The sequence below is a fragment of the Pseudomonas sp. C9 genome, assembly GCF_002000165.1.
In the GTDB taxonomy this organism is placed as follows: Bacteria; Pseudomonadota; Gammaproteobacteria; order Pseudomonadales; family Pseudomonadaceae; genus Aquipseudomonas.
In genome coordinates, this window is sequence record NZ_MPAK01000001.1 from 3,092,340 (window position 1) to 3,112,228 (window position 19,889).

Below are 19,889 nucleotides of genomic sequence, written 5' to 3' on the forward strand. Positions count from 1 at the left end.
GGCGTGTGATGGCCGTTAGAAGGAAGGCGCCTGCTGCCGCCGTTTCCACTGACTCAACCGCTGTTGCAGGTTCAACGGGCTATGGATTTGCTGCTGCCGTGCCCGACTGAACAGGATCAGCGCCAACTCAGCGGTAGCCAGCGCATCGGCACTGGCGTTATGCCGCTCGAAGACCTCCAGCTTGAACCAGTCGATCCACTCATCCAGCCCGGCGTCTCGAATGTGAGCTTGGGGGCAAAGCAGCGGGGCGATGTCGGCCACATCCAGAAACGGATGGGTCAGCTTGTAGCCCAAGTGGTCTTTGAGCGCGCGGCCTAGCATGTGCTGATCGAAGGGCGCATGAAACGCCAGCACCGGGCTGTCACCGACGAACTCCATGAATTCGAGCAAGGCCTGCGCCGGGTCACTGCCGGCGGCAATGGCGCTAGGCCCCAGCCCATGAATCAGCACGCTGGGCGCAAGCTTCAGGTTGGCGCATTGCAGCGTGCGTTCGAATTGCTGGCTGAAGTCGATGGCGCCGTCCTCGATCACCACGGCACCGATGGACAACACCCGGTCCTTGTTCAGGTTCAGCCCGGTGGTTTCCAGGTCGAGGACCACCCAGCGTTGCTCGCGCAAGCTGCATTCGCCCAACTCGGGCGCTGCCGGCAACTGTTTGAGACGTTGTTGCCATTCGCCCGTCAGGAGCGGAGTGGCCGGGCGCAACCATGAAAACAGGCTCATAGCTGATACCGCAGGATCAGGCTGCTTTGCAGGCGTTGCGCCTGGCGCAGGGACTCACGCAGGATTCGGCGGTCCAGATGATTGAGGCTGTCCGGGTCAACCCGGTTGGAGTAGGGCAAGTTCTCCCGCGTTTGCAGCTGATGTTGCTGCATGCGGGTTTGCTGAATGAAGTGATACGCCTCTTCATAGGCCGCACCGTCCAGTGGCTGGATGACTTCTTTGGCCACCAGCTGGCGAAAGCGCTCCAGGGTATTGTTGGTCTCGATCCCGTGAGCCAATGCCAACAACCGTGCGCCGTCGACGAAAGGCGTCAGGCCCTGCACCTTCAGGTCCAGCGTGGCTTTTTCACCGTTCTTGCGCGCCAGGACGAACTCACGGAAACGCCCCACCGGCGGACGATTGCGCAAGGCATTCTCGGCCATCATCCTCTGAAACAGTCGGTTATCGCCGACTTGATCGAGAATTGCGCGGCGTAATTGCTCGCACCCTTGCTCGTCGCCCCAGACCACGCGCAAGTCGAAATAGATGCTCGAACCCAGCAGGTTTTCCGGCGTCGCCTCGCGAATAAAAGCTGCAAAGCGCCGCGCCCATTCGGCTCGCGACAAACACAGCTCCGGGTTGCCCGCCATGATGTTGCCCTTGCACAGCGTGAAACCGCAGAGCGCCAGGCTCTGGTTGATCTGATGGGCAATGGGCAACAGCTTGCCGCGAATCTCTGCCGCGTGCGCAGCGTCCCGAGCCTCGAATAAAATGCCGTTGTCCTGATCGGTGTGCAGTGTCTGCTCGCGACGGCCTTCGCTGCCGAAGCACAACCAGCTGAACGGCACACCGGGGTCGCCTTTTTCGGCCAGGGTCAGTTCGATCACCCGGCACACGGTGTGATCGTTGAGCAACGTGATGATGTGGGTGATTTGCGTCGAAGAGGCGCCATGAGCCAGCATGCGTTCGACCAATTGACCGATCTCACCGCGCAGCAGCACCAGGTTTTCCACGCGCTGGGCACTGCGGATGGTCCGTGCCAGGTGCACCAGGTCCACCCGTTGCAGGGAAAACAGATCGCGTTCCGAAACCACGCCGCACAGGCGATGATCTTTCACCAGGCAGACGTGGGCAATGTGCCGCTCGGTCATGGCGATGGCCGCATCGAAAGCGCTGTGGTCCGGCGTCAGGAAAAACGGCGCCTGGGTCATATGCTGCTCGATGGCTTCATTGAAGTCGTTGGTGCCTTGGGCCACGACATGGCGCAGGTCGCGCAGGGTGAAAATCCCCAGGGGGGCTTTATGCTCGTCGACCACCACGATGCTGCCGACTTGTTGCTCGTGCATCAGCGTCACCGCTTCACGCAGCGGCGTCGCCGGGCCGCAGGTCACCGGGTGGCGCATGGCCAATTCGCCCAGGCGCGTATTCAGCGAGTACTGAGTGCCGAGCGTTTCCACGGCTTTTTGCTGGACCTGCTGGTTGACCTGATCCAGCAAACTGCTGACGCCACGCAGGGCGAAGTCGCGAAAAGTGCTGGAAAGCGCGAACAGTTTGATGAACGCCAGCTTGTTCAGCTGCAGGCAGAAGGTGTCTTCGGCGGCAAGGTGTTCGGTGCGGGTCGCACGCTCACCCAGCAGCGCGGCGAGGGGAAAGCACTCGCCGGTGGTGATTTCGAAGGTGGTTTCGGTGCCACCCTTGGCGGTATGCGGGCGCTCACCGACGACGCGGCCTTGTTTGACGATGTAGAAATGTTCAACCGGGCCATCGGCAGGCTTGATGATGCTGTCGCCGGGGGCATAAAAGCGCAGTTGGCATTGCTCAACCAGGTACGCCAGGTGAGCGTGTTCCATCTGATTGAAGGGCGGGAAACGCTGAAGGAATTGCAACGTGCCCTGGATGTTCTGCAACACCGCGGTTTTCCCTGCCTGTGTGAAGGCGTCCGCTTTACTCATAACCATTACCGCAGTCTTTTTTGAATTGTTGTTGTCGGATGACCCTGCCATGGTCGGCCCCTGCGCGCAGAGTGCCCATTGGACGTAAGTCTAGGTAAACCCTGCCGGCGAAGATTTTTCGGAAGTCCCCTACACAATTCGAGGAAGGACCTATCCTTTCCCCTATTGGAAAAATACCCGACGAAGTGCACATTGAAGGCCTGCTTAGCGATGTCTCACCACTGTGCTAGGGAATTGAAATGAACATCTAGAGAAAACCATGTCCGACCACGATATTTTGAGTGACGCTGAGCGCGAGGCGCTGAGTGCCGTCATGCTGGAACCTGATTTGCCGCCGCAGCGGGTGCTGATCGTCGATGACGACAAGGACGCGCGCGAGTTGCTCTCGGAAATTCTGGCGCTGGATGGCATTCGCTGCCTGACCGCGGCCAGTGGTGAAACGGCACTCAAGATGCTGGAGCAGAAACCATTGATCGGCCTGGTGATTACTGACCTGCGTATGGGCCAGGTTGATGGTTTGGAACTGATTCGCCAGGTGCGCGAGTCTGTACGGGCGGCGATGCCGTTCATCATTGTTTCTGGCGATGCCGATGTGAAGGATGCCATTGCGGCAATGCATTTGAGCGTGGTCGACTTCCTGCTCAAACCCATTGACTCCGCCAAGCTGCTGGAGTTGGTCAAGCATGAGTTGGGGATGGATGTGTAACCTTCGATCTCAAACAAAAAGGCCCTGATCTCTCGATCAGGGCCTTTTTTTGTCCGGTGCCGCTTACTTACAGGCCATTGGCTGCCTTGAACTCGCGACGCCGACGGTGCAGAACCGGCTCGGTGTAGCCGTTCGGCTGCTGGGTGCCTTCGACCACGAGTTCGACCGCCGCCTGGAAGGCGATGTTGCTGTCGAAGTTCGGTGCCAGTGGACGGTACAGCGCGTCATTGGCGTTCTGACGGTCAACCACTGGCGCCATGCGCTTGAGGCTTTCCATCACTTGCTCTTGGGTCACGATACCGTGGCGCAGCCAGTTGGCGATGTGCTGGCTGGAAATACGCAGCGTCGCACGGTCTTCCATCAGGCCGACGTCGTTGATATCCGGCACTTTCGAGCAACCGACACCCTGGTCGATCCAGCGCACTACATAACCGAGAATACCCTGGGAATTGTTGTCCAGTTCGTTCTTGATCTGTTCTGCAGTCCACTGTGGATTGACGGCCAGCGGGATGGTCAGGATGTCGTCCACCGAAGCGCGCGCACGTTTGGCCAGTTCAGCCTGACGGGCGAACACGTCGACCTTGTGGTAGTGCAACGCGTGCAGTGCCGCAGCGGTCGGCGATGGAACCCAGGCGGTGTTGGCGCCGGCCAGCGGGTGAGCGATTTTCTGTTCGAGCATCGCCGCCATCAGGTCGGGCATCGCCCACATGCCTTTGCCGATCTGCGCGCGACCTTGCAGGCCAGTACTCAAACCGATATCGACGTTCCAGTTTTCGTAGGCGCCGATCCACTTCTCGGCCTTCATGTCAGCCTTGCGAACCATCGGCCCGGCTTCCATGGAGGTGTGGATTTCATCGCCCGTGCGGTCGAGGAAACCGGTGTTGATGAACACTACACGCTCGCTCGCCGCCTTGATGCAGGCCTTGAGGTTGACCGTGGTGCGGCGTTCCTCGTCCATGATCCCGACTTTCAACGTGTTGCGCGCCAGACCGAGGACTTCTTCGATACGACCGAACAGCTCGTTGGTGAACGCGGCTTCTTCCGGGCCGTGCATTTTTGGCTTCACGATATAGACCGAGCCAGTCCGGCTGTTCTTGCGCGAGCTGTTGCCGTTGAGGCTGTGAATCGCCGCGAGGCTGGTCACCAGACCGTCGAGAATGCCTTCCGGCACTTCGTTGCCGTCTTTATCGACGATGGCGTCGATGGTCATCAAGTGACCCACGTTACGCACGAACAACAGCGAACGACCGTGCAGGCTCAGTTCCTTGCCATCGACACCGGTGTAGGTGCGGTCGGCGTTCATGGTGCGGTTAAAAGTCTGACCGCCCTTGGCGACTTCTTCCGACAGGTCGCCCTTCATCAGGCCGAGCCAGTTGCGGTAGATCACCACTTTGTCATCGGCATCGACGGCGGCGACGGAGTCTTCGCAGTCCATGATCGTGGTCAGCGCGGCTTCCATCAGGATGTCTTTGACGCCGGCTGCGTCGGTCTGGCCGACCGGGGTGCTGGCATCGACCTGGATTTCGAAGTGCAGACCGTTGTTTTTCAGCAGAATCGCGGTGGGCGCGGCAGCATCGCCGTGGAAACCGATCAGCTGGGCATCGTTACGCAGGCCGGTGTTGCTGCCACCTTTGAGGGCGATCAACAGTTTGCCCTCAACGATCTTGTAACCGGTGGAATCGACATGGGAACCGGCAGCCAATGGCGCGGCGTCGTCGAGGAAGGCGCGGGCGAAGGCAATGACCTTGTCGCCACGAACCTTGTTGTAGCCTTTGCCTTTTTCCGCGCCGTCAGCTTCGCTGATGGCGTCGGTGCCGTAGAGCGCGTCGTACAGCGAACCCCAGCGGGCGTTCGAGGCGTTGAGCGCGAAACGGGCATTCATGACCGGGACCACGAGCTGCGGGCCGGCCATGCGGGCGATTTCGTCATCGACGTTTTGCGTCGTTGCCTGGAAATCGGCCGCTTCTGGCAGCAGATAACCGATGTCTTGCAGGAAGGCTTTATAAGCCACGGCATCGTGCGCCTGACCGGCACGGGATTGGTGCCAGCCATCGATACGAGCCTGGAAATCATCGCGTTTGGCGAGTAGGGCTTTGTTCTTCGGCGCCAGGTCATGAATGACCTTGTCGGCACCGGCCCAGAACTTATCGGCGGTGAGGCCGGTACCGGGAATGGCTTCGTTGTTCACGAAGTCGAACAGGACTTTGGCGACCTGCAGGCCACCGACTTGAACGTGTTCAGTCATTGCTTGCCTCACTCTGCTCAGCTATTTCGCTTTTCAGCTCTTCAATTTAACAATGAAGCCTCTGGCCATTTAAACCACAAACCCTTGCGCCAGTACATGCCCTTGCGGACGGCTGGGTTCGGTCCAATCAACGGCTTTGAGGCCTTGCTGACGGGGCTTTCAGGGTTGCGAGTGTGCCTGTGGCAGACATCGATCCAACGTTATGTAGTGCGCGCTGCGGCATACTACATGATGAATTGCGCTTGTGAAAATTAGACTAATTACGTCGTTCTGCGACCCCATGACGCATTGCAGTCACGGTGTGGTGCTGGATGTTCTCAAAAAACCATAAGATTGTTCCAGTTAAATATAAAAAGTTGTACACGATTTGTGGTTTTCAGTTCATTCAGCGGTGCCTTCAATCGCGGGCAAGCCCGCTCCCACAGGGACTGCGCATGACGCTGTGGGAGCGGGCTTGCCCGCGATAAGGTCAGTCGATACACCATTGATTCTGGATCTGGCCAACCCTTGCCTATACTTGGTTTTCCATAACAAAAGTCATGACAAGAGGGCTGCGCCATGGACCACCTCGTACTCACAGTATTCGCTCCGGACAAGCCTGGGCAGGTCGAGCGCATCGCCCAGTGCATTGCCGAACACGGGGGCAACTGGCTGGAAAGCCGCATGTCGCGCATGGCAGGACAGTTCGCCGGGATTCTTCGAGTGGGCGTGCCGGCCGAGGCCTACGATGAACTGGTGGATGCCTTGCAAGCGTTGTCTGCCCAAGGCATTCGTGTACTGATTGCCGAAAGTGGCATCGAGCAGTCCTGCACCTGGAAACCCATTGCGATGGAATTGGTGGGCAATGATCGTCCGGGCATCGTTCGCGACATCACGCGTCTGTTGAGCGAGCAGGGGGTGAACCTGGAACGGCTAGTGACCGAAGTGAGGCCGGCACCGATGAGCAGCGAGCCGTTGTTTCACGCTGAAGCGATTCTCGCGGTGCCGCTGACATTGTCGCTGGACGTGTTGCAGTCGCGCCTGGAAACCCTGGCGGACGATTTGATGGTTGAACTGGTGCTGCGCAGTGAGCCCTGAGCGGGTTATCCGGGAAGGTTATCCAAGTTAAACGTGCACCCACCTGTGGATAACCTGTAGAGACAGCCCGCTAGCCCACGCCGGCCGGGCTTCTTCAGTATCTGATCAAAAAACCATCAGTTTCAACGAGTTGCACACAAACGGCGGGGATCACGCTGTGGATAACCTTGGGAAGGATCGATGCAGGCCACAAGGGCCGTGGCCTGCAGAGGTTTGTGTGTTTTTTGATCAGCTGCGGCGGCGCAAACTTATCCACGCATCGACGCTATAAACCGCAAGACCTGCCCAGATAAAGATGAACGCGACCAGCGTGCTGGATGACAAGTGTTCGCCAAACAGCAGAACGGCTTGCAACAGCACCAGTGTCGGCGCCAGGTATTGGAGAAATCCTAACGTCGTGTAAGGCAAATGCCGTGCGGCGGCGTTGAAACACACCAGCGGCACGAGCGTGACCGGGCCGGCGGCGACCAGCCACCAGGCTTCAGAGGTGGTCCAGAACTCGGGTTGGGCGCTGGCTGCCGTCGGGTTGAACAGCAACCACGCAACAGCAATCGGCACCAGCATCCAGGTTTCCACCACCAGACCGGGCAATGCCTTGACCGGCGCCTGCTTACGGATCAATCCGTAGAACCCGAACGTCAGCGCCAACACCAGCGACACCCAGGGCAGGCTGCCGACTTGCCACACCTGCTGCGCCACGCCAACCGCCGCCAAACCCACGGCCAGCCACTGCATGCGCCGTAGCCGTTCGCCGAGGATCAACATCCCCAGCAACACGTTCACCAGCGGGTTGATGTAGTAACCGAGGCTGGCCTCGAGCATCCGCCCGTTGTTCACCGACCACACGTAGGTCAGCCAGTTGGCCGCAATCAGCGTGCCACTGAGGGCGAGGATCGCCAGGCGTTTGGGGTTGTCTCGCAGTTCGCGCCACCAGCCGGGATGTTTCCAGACCATCAGCAATAAGGCACCGAACAGCGCGGACCACAGCACGCGATGGATGATGATTTCCACGGCGGGCACGTTGGCAATGGCTTTGAAGTAGAGCGGGAAAAGTCCCCAAATGATGTAGGCACTCAGGCCCAGAATGTACCCGCGACGCGGGTTGGCAGCTTGCATGCAGAATCCTTGCTTAGGCAGCTAACAAAGAGGGATTCTACGAATGTCCTGCCTGAATAGGTTGGGCAATTGTGAACACTCAACCCTGTGGGAGCGAGCTTGCTCGCGATGGCGGCGATTCAATCAGCACATCAGTGACTGATGGATTGCTATCGCGAGCAAGCTCGCACAGGGTTTCTAGGTGGGTCAGAAAAGTTTAAGGGGTTCTTCGTTCAGGGCTGCGAGTTGCTCGCGCAATGCCAGCACCTGGTCGCCCCAATACCGCTCGCTGCCAAACCACGGAAAGCTGTGCGGGAACGCCGGGTCGTCCCAGCGACGGGCGAGCCAGGCGCTGTAGTGCATCAGGCGCAGCGCGCGCAGCGGCTCGATCAACGCCAGTTCCCGAGGATCAAAGTCGTGAAACTCGTTGTAGCCGTCCATCAGTTCCGACAGCTGCCCGAGGCATTCCTGGCGGTCACCGGCCAGCATCATCCAGATGTCTTGCACCGCCGGGCCCATGCGGCAGTCATCGAGGTCGACGATGTGGAACATTTCGTCGCGGCACATCATGTTGCCGGGGTGGCAATCACCGTGCATGCGAATGTTCTGGTGCGGCGTGTTGCTGTAAGCATCTTCCACACGCTTGAGCAGGTCGCGGGCCACCGATTCGTAGGCCGGCAGCAAACTCTTGGGGATGAAATTGCCTTCGAGCAAGGTGGTCAGCGAGTCGTGGCCGAAGTTCTTCACACCCAGCGCTTCACGGTGATCGAACGGTTTGGTTGTGCCGACGGCGTGCAGGCGACCGAGCAACTGACCCAGGCGATAGAGTTGATCGAGATTGCCCGGCTCCGGCGCGCGGCCACCACGGCGCGGGAACAGGGTGAAACGAAAGCCGTTGTGCTCGTGCAGGCTGGCGCCGTTGTGAATCATCGGTGCGACCACCGGTACGTCGCATTCGGCGAGTTCGAAGGTGAACTGGTGCTCTTCGAGAATCGCTTCGTTGGTCCAGCGCTGCGGACGGTAGAACTTGGCGATCAGCGGTTCGCCATCTTCGATGCCGACCTGATAGACACGGTTCTCGTAACTGTTGAGCGCCAGAATGCGCGCGTCACTGAGAAAGCCAATACTTTCGACGGCATCGAGCACGAGGTCTGGGGTGAGGGTTGCAAACGGGTGGGCCATGCTGACTCCTGCGCGCAGCAGGCTGCCGCGTCCGGCCAAGCATGGTAGCGCAGACGGCGGGGCTTTAGTGGTTGGGGTTGAGATGTGTAGCGTCTGGACCGGCGCCTTCGCGGGCAAGCCCGCTCCCACATTGGCCTGTGGTGCTCACACTATTTGTGACACACCCTCGATCAAGTGTGGGAGCGGGCTTGCTCGCGAAGAGGGCGGATCAGGCGCCGACGATCCCGCCATCTTCCCGGGAAATGGCCATCACTGAAGACCGCGGTTTGCCATTGGACAAATGCTCCGGGAATGTCGAACCGCCATTTTCCCCCGGATGCTGAATGCCGACAAACAAGGTCTTTTGATCCGGTGAGAAGCTGATCCCGGTGACTTCGCAGCCAATCGGCCCGACCATGAAGCGGCGAATCTCCCCGGTCACCGGGTCGGCACACAGCATCTGGTTGTTGCCCATGCCGGCAAAGTCACCGGCATTGCTCGAATCGCCGTCGGTGAGAATCCACAAGCGTCCAGCTTTGTCGAACCCCAGGCCATCCGGGCTATTGAACATGTTCTGCGGCGTGATGTTCGACGATCCGCCCTTCGGCGTGCCGGCATGAACACCCGGATTGCCGGCGACCACAAACAGGTCCCAGGCAAAGCTATTGGCGGCATGATCGTCGCGGTCGGTGCGCCAGCGCAGGATCTGCCCGTACACGTTCTTCTCACGCGGGTTCGGTCCGCCCACCGGCTGACCGTCCTCTCCGCGTTTGGCGTTGTTGGTCAGGGTGCAATAGACCTGGCCATCCTTGGGGCTTACGACGATCCATTCCGGGCGGTCCATGCGCGTGGCTTTCACCACACTGGCGGCGAGGCGTGCGTGGATCAGCACCTCGGCCTGGCCGGCGAAGCCGCTGCTGGCGTCGATACCGTTTTTGCCGTGGGTCAGCTCGACCCATTCGCCCTGGCCCTTCGGGTGATCGGCATTGCCGTCGCCGGCGTCGAAGCGCGCGACGTACAGCGTGCCGTGATCCAGCAGGTCGCGGTTGGCCTTGGGGTTTTTGTGGTTGATCTTGTCGCGGCTGACGAACTTGTAGATGAACTCGCCGCGTTCGTCGTCGCCCATGTACACCACGGCGCGGCCGTCATGGGTTTCAGCCAGCGCGGCGTTCTCATGCTTGAAGCGGCCCAAGGCCGTGCGCTTGACCGGCGTCGATTGCGGATCGAACGGGTCAATCTCCACCACCCAGCCGTGACGATTGAGTTCGTTCGGGTTTTTCGCCAGGTCGAAACGCGCGTCGTGCGGGTGCCAGTTGATCTCTTTGCTGGTCGCCACCGCGCCGTAGCGTTTCTGCGCGGCGTCGAATTTTTGCTCGGCATTGCTGCTGCCGAAGCAGTCGGTGAAGTTTTCTTCACAGGTCAGGTACGTGCCCCACGGCGTCTTGCCGTTGGCGCAGTTCTGAAAGGTGCCAAGGACATTTTTGCCCTGTGGGTCGGCGCTGGTTTTCAGCAGTTCATGGCCAGCGGCCGGGCCACTCAGTGTGATCGGTGCGTTACCGTGAATGCGTCGGTTGTAGCGCGAGCCCTGGACGAATTGCCATTGGCCGTTCTTGCGCTGCACTTCGATCACCGACACGCCTTCGCAGGCCAGCGCCTTGCGCACTTCTTCGGCCGATTGTGGCATGCCGCCGTGCGCGTAGAGGTAGCGATAGTTGGTGTATTCGTTGTTGATTGCCATCAGCGCCCGGTCTTTCTCACCGGGAAACTCGAACAGGCTCATGCCGTCATTGTTGTCGCCGAACTGGAGTTCCTGCTGTTCGGCCGTGCCATTGCCACTGGGGTCGAAGGCCGGGCCGTTTTTGTGCAGGGGCTGGCCCCAACTGATCAGCACCGAGGATTTGTAACCCGCGGGAAGGGTGATGGCGTCGCTGGTGGCGGCGGGGATGCTGTCAAAGCCCAACAGTTTGCTGGTGCCTGCGCTGACGCTCGCGGCCAGCACGCTACGGCTCAGCAGGTTGCCACCGAGGAACATCGCCGCACCGCAGAGGGCTCCGGCGCTGATGAAACCACGACGGCTGAGGCCGACCATTTTTTCGAGGTCGGTGGATTGGCTTTCTTCTAATAGGCTCACATCAGGCTCCCTGCGGGTTTTTGCAGTCACCTTAATGAGCCTCCGTGACGTTTTTGTTTCAGAGCGGAGTGCCCAACAGGATATTGGACGGCGAACATTGCACCCGTACCGGTTTGTCGATGGCAAGCCCCAGGGTTCTCAAGTGCAGCGGTTCGGCCAGCGCGCACAGCGTATGGCCATTAGGCAGGCCGATGCGCACTTCGCTGGGGCCGTCTTCGGCGTCGAGAATTTCTTCGATAATGCCGTTCAAGCAGTTGTTGCCGGGTGTTTCCTGCTGGTCGATGCCCAGCAGGTCCAGCCAACCGGCCTTGATCAATGCGACCACCTCGGTGCCGATTTCCAACTCCAGGCGCAGGGTGCTGTCGTGGGTAATCTGCGCATCAATGTTCAAGCCTTCGGCCAATTCAAGACGGATCAGGTCATTGCGCCCCTGAGCTTCGATCTCCACAACCTTGCCATGCAGTTGATTACGCGCGCTGGTCCTGAGCATCAGGCGGCCGAGCAAGTCCAGATCGCTGGCGTCTTCGGCCGCCTCCAGCACTTGGGCCTGCAGGGCTTGCAGCTTTTGGTAAAGGCGCAACACACGCAGGCCTTCGCTGGAGAGTTTGGCGCCCCCGCCGCCTTTGCCACCGACACTGCGCTCCACCAGCGGCTTCTGCGCCAGGTTGTTCAGTTCGTCGATCGCATCCCATGCGGCCTTGTAGCTCAGGCCCGCACTTTTCGCGGCACGGGTGATCGAGCCTTGTTCGGCGATGTGTTGCAGCAACGCAATGCGCTGCGGACGACGGACAATGTGCTGGGACAACAAGGTTGGCAAGGACATGGCAAGGCGCTTTGGGCTGTGACGATTGGAAAGACGTTGGCCGCTTGGGGCGCGGGAGTCAAGTCAGGCCACGTCGCCAGGTTTGGGTGTTCGGGCCAGGCAGTAGACATCAACCCGTGCGGCGCCAGCCTCCATTAACAACCGGGCGAGGGCTTGCGCCGTCGCACCGGTGGTCAGCACGTCGTCCACCAAGGCCAGATGACGGCCCTTGATGTGCGCGCCGGGTGTCAGGGCGAAGGCATGGCGAAGGTTCTTTTTGCGGGCATCGGCATTCAAATCCTGCTGCGCGCTGGTGTCTTGAATCCGCAACAGCAGCGTTTCGTCGCAAGGGATGTCGAGGTTGGCGCCGAGCCAGCGGGCGAGCATCGCGGCTTGATTGAAGCCCCGTTGACGCAAGCGTTTAGTGGCCAGCGGCACGGGGACGAGCGCGTCAGGTCGATTCAGGTCTTCATCGAAGCGATGTTGCAGGAACTGCGCGAGAAGTTCGCCGAGCAGGCGGCCGAATGGCCACTTTGCCGAGTGCTTGAAGCGTGTGATCAACGTGTCCAGCGGAAAGCTGTAAGTCCAGGGTGTGGCCACTCGCTCGAAGGCGGGCGGGTGTTCCTGGCACTGGCGGCAAGTCAGCCCGGCGCCGGTCAAGGGCAGGGCACAGGTTTGGCAGTGATCGCCAAGCCAGGGCAGTTCCGTTTCGCAGGCCATACAGATCGGGATGTGTTCATCGGCCGGTTCAGCGCAGAGCAAACAGCGCTGGTTGTTTTTTAACCAGATGTAAACCGGCCCTTCGTAACGTGGTTGACAGCGCATGAGTCTTCCTTAAATATGCCGAACATCCGTGTCGCGTCTGTGGGTATTCCGTCCCCAGTCGCTTGCCAAGCATAAAACAAAGGAAACGCCCATGAGCGCCAGCACCACTGCAACCCTGCGTCATGACTGGTCTTTGGCCGAAGTCAAAGCACTCTTCGTTCAGCCATTCAATGACCTGTTGTTCCAGGCGCAGACGGTGCACCGCGCGCATTTCGACGCCAACCGCGTCCAGGTTTCCACGCTGCTGTCGATCAAGACCGGCGCCTGCCCTGAAGATTGCAAATATTGCCCGCAATCCGGTCACTACAACACCGGCCTGGAAAAAGAAAAGTTGATGGAAGTGCAGAAGGTCCTCGAAGAGGCCGCTCGCGCCAAGGCCATCGGGTCGACCCGTTTCTGCATGGGCGCGGCGTGGAAGCATCCGTCGGCCAAAGACATGCCTTACGTGCTGAAGATGGTCGAAGGTGTGAAAGCCCTGGGCCTGGAAACCTGCATGACCCTGGGTCGCCTGGATCAGGACCAGACCGAAGCGCTGGCCAAGGCCGGCCTCGACTACTACAACCACAACCTCGACACCTCGCCGGAGTTCTACGGCAGCATCATCACCACCCGCACCTACGGCGAGCGCCTGCAAACCCTGGCCTACGTGCGTGATTCGGGGATGAAGATTTGCTCGGGCGGCATCCTCGGCATGGGTGAGTCCCTTGATGACCGCGCCAACCTGCTGATCCAGCTGGCCAACCTGCCAGAGCATCCGGAATCGGTGCCGATCAACATGCTGGTGAAAGTCGCCGGGACGCCGCTGGAAAATGCGGAAGACGTCGACCCGTTCGATTTCATCCGCATGCTCGCCGTCGCCCGCATCCTGATGCCGCAATCCCACGTGCGTTTGTCCGCTGGCCGCGAAGCGATGAACGAGCAGATGCAGGCCCTGGCGTTCTTCGCTGGCGCCAACTCGATTTTCTACGGCGAAAAACTGCTGACCACTGCCAACCCGCAAGCCGACAAGGACATGCAACTGTTCTCGCGCCTGGGGATTCTGCCGGAAGCGCGCGAAGAACACGCCGACGAGGTGCATCAAGCCGCCATCGAGCAAGCGCTGGTTGAGCAGAAGAGCAGCGAGCAGTTTTACAACGCAGCTGTTTAAGTCCTTTGCCTTGTAGGAGCAAGGCTTGCCCGCGATGAAAACGCCTCGGTCGGCCTGAATGACTGCGGCGCTCTTATCGCGAGCAAGCTTTGCTCCTACAGGGGCTGTACCCCATTCCTACTCGCGAGGCCTGCATGTCTTTCGATCTCGCCGCACGCCTTGCTGCCCGTCGTGCCGAAAACCTCTACCGCCAGCGCCCGCTACTCGAAAGCCCTCAAGGCCCGGAAGTGGTGGTCGATGGTCAACCGTTGCTCGCGTTCTGTAACAACGACTACTTGGGCCTGGCCAATCACCCGCAAGTGATCGAAGCCTGGCGCGCCGGTGCGGCTCGTTGGGGCGTCGGTGGCGGGGCGTCGCACTTGGTGATCGGCCACAGCACGCCGCATCACGCGCTGGAGGAGGCCTTGGCTGACCTGACCGGCCGTCCGCGTGCGTTGTTGTTCACCACCGGTTACATGGCCAATCTCGGTGCAGTCACGGCCTTGGTCGGGGCGGGCGATACGGTGCTGGAGGATCGGCTCAATCACGCCTCGTTGCTGGATGCCGGTTTGCTGTCCGGCGCGCGCTTCAACCGCTATCTGCACAACGACGCTGTCAGTCTGGCCAAGCGGCTGGAGAAGGCCACCGGTAATACGCTGGTGGTCACCGACGGTGTATTCAGCATGGACGGCGACATCGCCAATCTGCCGGCGCTGGCGCTCGAAGCCAAGGCCAAAGGCGCCTGGCTGATGGTCGATGACGCGCACGGGTTCGGGCCGCTAGGCGCCAATGGCGGTGGGATCGTCGAGCATTTTGGCCTGAGTCAGGAAGAGGTACCGGTTCTGGTCGGCACGTTGGGCAAGGCATTCGGCACGGCCGGGGCCTTTGTTGCTGGCAGTGACGAGTTGATCGAAAGCCTGATCCAGTTCGCCCGACCCTACATTTACACCACCAGCCAGCCACCGGCGCTGGCCTGCGCGACGCTGAAAAGCCTCGAACTGCTGCGCACTGAACACTGGCGGCGTGAGCATCTGAAGGTGCTGATTCGTCAGTTCCGCCAGGGTGCCGAGCAGATTGGCCTGGAACTGATGGACAGTTTCACGCCGATCCAGCCGATCATGATCGGCGATGCCGGGCGTGCGGTACGGCTGTCGCAGATGTTGCGCGAGCGCGGTCTGATGGTGACCGCGATCCGTCCGCCGACCGTGCCGGCTGGCAGCGCCCGCTTGCGGGTGACCCTGACCGCCGCTCATAGCGAGGCACAGGTGCAGCGCTTGTTGAATGGACTGGCCGATTGTTTTGCACTTTTGAAATCGGAGCCAAGCCATGCGTGACCGACTGATTCTGCTGCCCGGATGGGGCCTCGGGATTTCGCCGCTGGAACCCTTGGCGGCAGCCTTGCGTGGGCTGGATGAGCATCTGCGGGTCGAGATCGAGCCGTTGCCGGAACTGGAATCGAGTGATCTTGACGAGTGGCTCGATGAGCTGGATTCGACCGTGCCGCAAGACGCCTGGCTCGCAGGCTGGTCCTTGGGTGGCATGCTCGCGGCGGAGCTGGCGGCGCGTCGAGGCGATCGCTGCTGCGGTTTACTGACGCTGGCGAGCAATCCTTCGTTTGTTGCCCATGAGCAATGGCCGAGCGCGATGCCCGCCGAGACGTTCGAGGCGTTTCTGGCCGGCTGCCAGGCAGATCCACGCCTGACGTTGAAACGGTTTACGTTGCTGTGTGCGCAAGGCGCGCAAGACCCTCGCGGTCTTTCCCGGTTACTGCTCGGTGGTGCGCCGCATTCCACTGCTTCGGTTTTGGCGGCCGGTCTGGAAGTCCTTGCACAACTGGATACTCGCCAGGCTTTGCAGGCATATCGCGGTCCACAATTTCATTTGTTCGCCGGCCTCGACGGCCTGGTTCCGGCCGAAGCCGCAGGGGATTTGCTGACGCTGCTGCCGGATGTCGAAATTGGTCTGATTGAACAGGCCAGTCATGCGTTTCTTCTGGAAGACCCCCACGGTGTGGCGGGGGCGATTCAGGCCTTTTTGCACGAGTCCGGTGATGACTGATTTATCCCTTCCCAATCTGCCCGGCGGTTTGCCTGACAAGCGCCAGGTGGCAGCGTCCTTTTCTCGCGCGGCAGCGAGCTATGACAGCGTGGCCGAATTGCAACGCGATGTTGGTAGCCAGTTGTTGAGTCGCTTGCCGGGTGATTTTGTCCCGGGTCGCTGGCTGGACCTGGGCTGCGGCACCGGTTATTTCAGTCGTGCGTTGAGCGAGCGTTTTCCGGCCGGTCAGGGTGTCGCCCTCGACATTGCCGAAGGCATGCTCAATCACGCGCGGCCATTGGGTGGGGCGACCCATTTCATCGCGGGCGATGCCGAGCGCTTGCCGCTCCAGGATTCGACCTGCGATTTGATCTTCTCCAGTCTTGCCGTGCAGTGGTGCGCTGATTTTGAGTCGGTGCTTCGCGAGGCGCACCGGGTGCTGAAACCAGGGGGTATTTTCGCGTTTGCTAGTCTTTGTGTAGGGACGTTGTTTGAACTGCGTGACAGCTGGCGTCAGGTCGATGGCATGGTCCACGTCAATCGCTTCCGCGAGTTGGGTGTTTATCAGCAGTTGTGTGCTGCCAGTGGCTTGAAGACTGTCAGCCTGCAAACGCGTCCTCATGTATTGCATTACCCGGATGTGCGCAGCCTGACCCATGAACTGAAGGCATTGGGTGCGCACAACTTGAACCCAGGGCGGCCGGGTGGTTTGACTGGCCGTGCGCGGATCCTCGGTTTGATCGAGGCGTATGAGCAATTTCGCCAGGCCGAAGGTTTGCCGGCGACTTACCAGGTGGTCTACGCCGTGTTGGAGAAACCTTTATGAGCGCAGCCTATTTCATCACCGGCACTGACACTGACGTTGGCAAGACCACCGTTGCTGCGGGTTTGTTGCATGCCGCGCGATCCGCGGGCCTGAGCACGGCAGCGGGCAAGCCGGTTGCCTCTGGCTGCGACGTGACGCCCAAGGGGTTGCGTAATGCCGATGCGTTGGCGTTGTTGGCCGAGTGTTCGTTGCCGTTGACGTATGCCCAGGTCAATCCACTCGCGTTCGAGCCGGCCATCGCTCCACACCTGGCCGCACGGGAGGCCGGCGTGGCATTGACCGTGCAGTCGCTGTTGACGCCCATGCGCGAGATTCTCGATATGCAGGCGGATTTCACCCTGATCGAAGGGGCGGGCGGCTGGCGCGTGCCGTTGGCGGATCAGGACAATCTGTCTGACCTGGCGATGGCGCTGGGTTTGCCGGTCATTCTGGTGGTCGGTGTGCGGCTGGGTTGCATCAACCATGCGCTGTTGACGGCCGAGGCGATTGCTCAGGATGGGTTGCAGCTGGCGGGTTGGGTGGCCAATATCATCGATCCGAAAACCTCACGGTTGGAGGAAAACCTCGCCACGCTCGCCGAGCGGATTCCCGCGCCCTGCCTGGGGCGAGTACCGAGGCTCAAGTCGATCACGGCTGAATCCGTGGCGGAACATTTGCAACTGGATCTGCTGGACTAGGTTTTACCTATGACAAGGCACTGTGCCATTAGTGTTTTTGTCGGGCCTTTTGCCATCAGGTCTGGTTCAATGGCCACCATTGATCCCTTGCAGGACGAGTTCTCCCATGGAAATCTCAGGTAACACCGCTTTTTATGCTGGTCTGAGCACTATTCAGACAGGGCAGAACCGCGTCGATCAAGCTTCCGGGCAGATCGCCAGCAACACCATTGAGCGTTCGGTTACCAGCCAGTCCTCCGAGGCTCAGGTTGATCGTCTGCGTTCGGTTGATCGCAGCCAGCAATCTGACCTGGCCAGCAACGTAATCGATCTGGCCCAAGGCAAATTTCAGGTTGAAGCGGGCGCCAAAGTCGCCAAGGCTTCGGACGAAATGCTCGGCACGTTGATCGATACATTCGCTTGATTCCCCGCTGAATCCGCTTCATCGACGCCGCGATTTTTCGCGGCGTTTTTCTGCGTAAGTCCTTCTCGCTCAACTAATCTTTTCTACACGCCGCGGTGTTTATTCAGCGCTCGTACGCTGCTGCGTGTCCGGCAGATCGGTGAGGTGATGACGAACGGCCAAAGATCGACGCTTGACAAGAATTAGGCGTAAACGTATGTTTCAAACAACTGTTTGACCGTCACAACAAATCAACACGGTCGTTCATTCCCGGTTACATCAGCAGAGGTTTATCGCTATGCCTGACTACAAGGCCCCCTTGCGTGATATTCGCTTCGTTCGTGACGAATTGCTCGGCTACGAAGCGCACTATCAGAGCCTTCCGGCTTGCGCAGACGCAACTCCGGACATGGTTGACGCCATTCTCGAAGAAGGCGCCAAGTTTTGTGAGCAGGTACTGGCGCCGCTGAACCGCGTGGGCGATACCGAAGGCTGCACCTGGAGCGAGTCCGGCGTTAAAACCCCGACTGGCTTCAAAGAAGCCTACAAACAATTCGTCGAAGGCGGCTGGCCTAGCCTGGCCCACGACGTAGAGCACGGTGGCCAAGGCCTGCCAGAGTCTCTGGGTCTGGCTGTGAGCGAAATGGTTGGCGAAGCCAACTGGTCGTGGGGCATGTACCCAGGCCTGTCGCACGGCGCGATGAACACCATTTCCGAACACGGCACGCCTGAGCAACAAGACGCGTACCTGACCAAACTGGTTTCCGGTGAGTGGACCGGCACTATGTGCCTGACCGAACCGCATTGCGGCACCGACCTGGGCATGTTGCGCACCAAGGCCGAACCTCAGGCCGACGGTTCCTACAAAGTCTCCGGCACCAAGATCTTCATCTCGGCCGGTGAACACGACATGGCCGACAACATCGTCCACATCGTACTGGCCCGCCTGCCGGATGCACCGGCTGGCACCAAAGGTATCTCGCTGTTCATCGTTCCAAAGTTCATGCCGAACGCAGACGGTTCGATCGGCGCACGCAACGCAGTGAGCTGTGGTTCCCTGGAACACAAGATGGGCATCCACGGTAACGCCACTTGCGTGATGAACTTCGACGCGGCCACCGGTTTCCTGATCGGCCCGGCGAACAAAGGCCTGAACTGCATGTTCACCTTCATGAACACCGCACGCCTGGGCACCGCGCTGCAAGGTCTGGCTCACGCCGAAATCGGCTTCCAGGGCGGCTTGAAATACGCTCGCGATCGTCTGCAAATGCGTTCGCTGACTGGCCCGAAAGCGCCGGACAAGGCTGCCGACCCGATCATCGTTCACCCAGATGTACGTCGCATGCTGTTGACCATGAAGGCATTCGCCGAAGGCAACCGCGCGATGGTTTACTTCACCGCCAAGCAAGTCGACATCGTCAAGTACGGCGTGGATGAAGAAGAGAAGAAGAAAGCCGACGCACTGCTGGCCTTCATGACCCCAATCGCCAAAGCGTTCATGACCGAAGTCGGTTTTGAATCCGCTAACCATGGCGTGCAAATCTACGGCGGCCACGGCTTCATCGCCGAGTGGGGCATGGAGCAGAACGTTCGCGACAGCCGCATTTCGATGCTGTACGAAGGCACCACCGGTATCCAGGCACTCGACCTGCTGGGCCGCAAAGTGTTGATGACGCAAGGCGAGGCCCTGAAAGGCTTCACCAAAATCGTCCACAAGTTCTGCCAGACCAACGAAGGCAACGAAGCGGTTCAAGAGTTCGTCGCACCACTGGCTGCACTGAACAAAGAATGGGGCGAGCTGACCATGAAGGTCGGTATGGCGGCCATGAAGGATCGCGAAGAAGTCGGCGCGGCCTCCGTGGACTACCTGATGTACTCCGGTTACGCCTGCCTGGCCTACTTCTGGGCTGACATGGCGCGTCTGGCTGCCGAGAAACTGGCTGCCGGTACTTCCGAAGAGGCGTTCTACACCGCCAAGCTGCAGACTGCGCGCTTCTACTTCCAGCGCATCCTGCCGCGTACCCGCACTCACGTTGTCACCATGCTGTCGGGCGCTAACAACCTGATGGACATGAAAGAAGAGAACTTCGATCTGGGCTACTAAGGCCTAAACGCAGTCCTTAAAAAAACCGCCGCTCCGAAAGG

The 19,889-nt window shown here is 59.9% G+C and carries 17 protein-coding genes; 9 read left to right on the forward strand and 8 right to left on the reverse strand.

The features are described 5' to 3' along the window. Window positions 1–15 precede the first annotated feature (15 nt). Together BMS17_RS14450 and BMS17_RS14455 are read right to left on the reverse strand one after the other, a co-directional pair. The gene (locus tag BMS17_RS14450; RefSeq protein WP_046029915.1) at window positions 16–723 is read right to left on the reverse strand and encodes a PolC-type DNA polymerase III; all 708 of its coding nucleotides are present in this window, start codon (window positions 721–723) and stop codon (window positions 16–18) included. Then, window positions 720–2,660 (reverse strand): putative nucleotidyltransferase substrate binding domain-containing protein, encoded by a 1,941-nt coding sequence (locus tag BMS17_RS14455; RefSeq protein ID WP_046029916.1) that lies wholly within the window; start codon window positions 2,658–2,660, stop codon window positions 720–722. The genes BMS17_RS14450 and BMS17_RS14455 overlap by 4 nt, the downstream gene beginning before the upstream one ends. Before the next feature lie 253 nt (window positions 2,661–2,913). On the opposite strand from BMS17_RS14455, the gene BMS17_RS14460 reads away from it, so the two are divergent. Then, complete coding sequence (locus BMS17_RS14460; RefSeq protein ID WP_046029917.1) at window positions 2,914–3,360, forward strand: response regulator; 447 nt, start codon at window positions 2,914–2,916, stop codon at window positions 3,358–3,360. 67 nt (window positions 3,361–3,427) lie between these two features. Here the strand turns inward: BMS17_RS14460 and BMS17_RS14465 are convergent, their stop codons facing one another. After that, window positions 3,428–5,605: a malate synthase G gene (locus tag BMS17_RS14465; RefSeq protein ID WP_077431155.1), complete on the reverse strand. Its 2,178-nt coding sequence runs from the start codon at window positions 5,603–5,605 to the stop codon at window positions 3,428–3,430. A 558-nt stretch (window positions 5,606–6,163) separates the two neighbouring features. Between BMS17_RS14465 and BMS17_RS14470 the strand changes: the two genes are divergently transcribed. Then, window positions 6,164–6,682: a glycine cleavage system protein R gene (locus BMS17_RS14470; protein WP_046029919.1), complete on the forward strand. Its 519-nt coding sequence runs from the start codon at window positions 6,164–6,166 to the stop codon at window positions 6,680–6,682. Window positions 6,683–6,910: 228 nt separating this feature from the next. On the opposite strand, the gene rarD is transcribed toward BMS17_RS14470, so the two are convergent. The 5 genes from rarD to BMS17_RS14495 form a co-directional block, all read right to left on the reverse strand. Beyond that, window positions 6,911–7,798, reverse strand: a complete 888-nt coding sequence (gene rarD, locus BMS17_RS14475; protein WP_046029920.1) for an EamA family transporter RarD — start codon at window positions 7,796–7,798, stop codon at window positions 6,911–6,913. 186 nt (window positions 7,799–7,984) lie between these two features. Beyond that, entirely contained in the window at window positions 7,985–8,959 is a 975-nt protein-coding gene (locus BMS17_RS14480) for a serine/threonine protein kinase (protein WP_046029921.1), read from the reverse strand. Window positions 8,960–9,167: 208 nt separating this feature from the next. Further along, window positions 9,168–11,069 carry a PhoX family phosphatase gene (locus BMS17_RS14485; RefSeq protein ID WP_077431156.1) on the reverse strand — a complete coding sequence of 634 codons (1,902 nt, stop codon included), beginning with the start codon at window positions 11,067–11,069 and terminating at the stop codon, window positions 9,168–9,170. Window positions 11,070–11,127: 58 nt separating this feature from the next. Next, window positions 11,128–11,892: a TOBE domain-containing protein gene (locus tag BMS17_RS14490; protein ID WP_046029923.1), complete on the reverse strand. Its 765-nt coding sequence runs from the start codon at window positions 11,890–11,892 to the stop codon at window positions 11,128–11,130. Window positions 11,893–11,955: 63 nt separating this feature from the next. After that, entirely contained in the window at window positions 11,956–12,696 is a 741-nt protein-coding gene (locus BMS17_RS14495) for a ComF family protein (protein ID WP_077431157.1), read from the reverse strand. 91 nt (window positions 12,697–12,787) lie between these two features. On the opposite strand from BMS17_RS14495, the gene bioB reads away from it, so the two are divergent. The 7 genes from bioB to BMS17_RS14530 all read left to right on the forward strand — a co-directional run bounded on the left by bioB (window position 12,788) and on the right by BMS17_RS14530 (window position 19,848). Next, entirely contained in the window at window positions 12,788–13,843 is a 1,056-nt protein-coding gene (bioB, locus tag BMS17_RS14500) for a biotin synthase BioB (protein ID WP_046029927.1), read from the forward strand. Window positions 13,844–13,977: 134 nt separating this feature from the next. Then, a complete protein-coding gene (bioF, locus tag BMS17_RS14505; RefSeq protein ID WP_077431158.1) occupies window positions 13,978–15,156 on the forward strand; it encodes an 8-amino-7-oxononanoate synthase in 1,179 nt (392 codons plus the stop codon). Beyond that, window positions 15,149–15,880, forward strand: a complete 732-nt coding sequence (locus tag BMS17_RS14510) for an alpha/beta fold hydrolase (protein WP_046029930.1) — start codon at window positions 15,149–15,151, stop codon at window positions 15,878–15,880. Before bioF ends, BMS17_RS14510 begins: the two co-directional genes overlap by 8 nt. Next, window positions 15,873–16,685, forward strand: a complete 813-nt coding sequence (gene bioC, locus BMS17_RS14515; protein ID WP_077431159.1) for a malonyl-ACP O-methyltransferase BioC — start codon at window positions 15,873–15,875, stop codon at window positions 16,683–16,685. The genes BMS17_RS14510 and bioC overlap by 8 nt, the downstream gene beginning before the upstream one ends. Beyond that, a complete protein-coding gene (gene bioD, locus BMS17_RS14520) occupies window positions 16,682–17,362 on the forward strand; it encodes a dethiobiotin synthase (RefSeq protein WP_046029933.1) in 681 nt (226 codons plus the stop codon). The genes bioC and bioD overlap by 4 nt, the downstream gene beginning before the upstream one ends. A 106-nt stretch (window positions 17,363–17,468) precedes the next feature. Continuing rightward, a complete protein-coding gene (locus BMS17_RS14525; RefSeq protein ID WP_046029934.1) occupies window positions 17,469–17,765 on the forward strand; it encodes a hypothetical protein in 297 nt (98 codons plus the stop codon). A gap of 277 nt (window positions 17,766–18,042) precedes the next feature. After that, entirely contained in the window at window positions 18,043–19,848 is a 1,806-nt protein-coding gene (locus BMS17_RS14530; protein WP_046029935.1) for a phenylacyl-CoA dehydrogenase, read from the forward strand. The last annotated feature ends 41 nt before the right edge of the window (window positions 19,849–19,889 follow it).

What these genes read in the sequence shown, in the direction of transcription:
- bioD (WP_046029933.1), top strand. Translation starts at nt 16,682, where the DNA reads ATGAGCGCAGCCTATTTCATCACCGGCACTGACACTGACGTTGGCAAG.
- bioF (WP_077431158.1), top strand. Translation starts at nt 13,978, where the DNA reads ATGTCTTTCGATCTCGCCGCACGCCTTGCTGCCCGTCGTGCCGAAAAC.
- BMS17_RS14470 (WP_046029919.1), top strand. Translation starts at nt 6,164, where the DNA reads ATGGACCACCTCGTACTCACAGTATTCGCTCCGGACAAGCCTGGGCAG.
- BMS17_RS14460 (WP_046029917.1), top strand. Translation starts at nt 2,914, where the DNA reads ATGTCCGACCACGATATTTTGAGTGACGCTGAGCGCGAGGCGCTGAGT.
- BMS17_RS14490 (WP_046029923.1), bottom strand. Translation starts at nt 11,892, where the DNA reads ATGTCCTTGCCAACCTTGTTGTCCCAGCACATTGTCCGTCGTCCGCAG.
- BMS17_RS14510 (WP_046029930.1), top strand. Translation starts at nt 15,149, where the DNA reads ATGCGTGACCGACTGATTCTGCTGCCCGGATGGGGCCTCGGGATTTCG.
- BMS17_RS14450 (WP_046029915.1), bottom strand. Translation starts at nt 723, where the DNA reads ATGAGCCTGTTTTCATGGTTGCGCCCGGCCACTCCGCTCCTGACGGGC.
- BMS17_RS14465 (WP_077431155.1), bottom strand. Translation starts at nt 5,605, where the DNA reads ATGACTGAACACGTTCAAGTCGGTGGCCTGCAGGTCGCCAAAGTCCTG.
- BMS17_RS14530 (WP_046029935.1), top strand. Translation starts at nt 18,043, where the DNA reads ATGCCTGACTACAAGGCCCCCTTGCGTGATATTCGCTTCGTTCGTGAC.
- BMS17_RS14455 (WP_046029916.1), bottom strand. Translation starts at nt 2,660, where the DNA reads ATGGTTATGAGTAAAGCGGACGCCTTCACACAGGCAGGGAAAACCGCG.
- bioC (WP_077431159.1), top strand. Translation starts at nt 15,873, where the DNA reads ATGACTGATTTATCCCTTCCCAATCTGCCCGGCGGTTTGCCTGACAAG.
- rarD (WP_046029920.1), bottom strand. Translation starts at nt 7,798, where the DNA reads ATGCAAGCTGCCAACCCGCGTCGCGGGTACATTCTGGGCCTGAGTGCC.
- bioB (WP_046029927.1), top strand. Translation starts at nt 12,788, where the DNA reads ATGAGCGCCAGCACCACTGCAACCCTGCGTCATGACTGGTCTTTGGCC.
- BMS17_RS14480 (WP_046029921.1), bottom strand. Translation starts at nt 8,959, where the DNA reads ATGGCCCACCCGTTTGCAACCCTCACCCCAGACCTCGTGCTCGATGCC.
- BMS17_RS14525 (WP_046029934.1), top strand. Translation starts at nt 17,469, where the DNA reads ATGGAAATCTCAGGTAACACCGCTTTTTATGCTGGTCTGAGCACTATT.
- BMS17_RS14495 (WP_077431157.1), bottom strand. Translation starts at nt 12,696, where the DNA reads ATGCGCTGTCAACCACGTTACGAAGGGCCGGTTTACATCTGGTTAAAA.